1 protein-coding gene is annotated in these 232 nt (G+C 23.7%); it reads left to right on the forward strand.

What is annotated here, in order from left to right:
• Nucleotides 1–232 (forward strand): hypothetical protein (locus ACY2RX_RS14985; protein WP_490104759.1); only part of this gene is annotated, 232 nt, incomplete at both ends.

Raw genomic sequence — 232 nt, forward strand, 5'->3', positions numbered from 1 at the left:
ACTTAAAAAGCAGAAAACTTTTTAGTTTAGATATTAGTACAAAACGAATAGAAAATAAAACTCATAAAATTACTAATCTTCCTGAACCAAAAAAAGGACTATCAGAAATAAAAAAAACCAATTATAGATTTGGTAAACATTTATTTCGTTCAATAAAAAGAAAAATTTATGATGCTATTTGTGATTCAGATGACCGTGTAGGGAAAGAAATCTTATCAAAAGAAATAATTAT

The sequence above is a fragment of the Polaribacter sp. 2405UD43-2 genome, assembly GCF_058147125.1.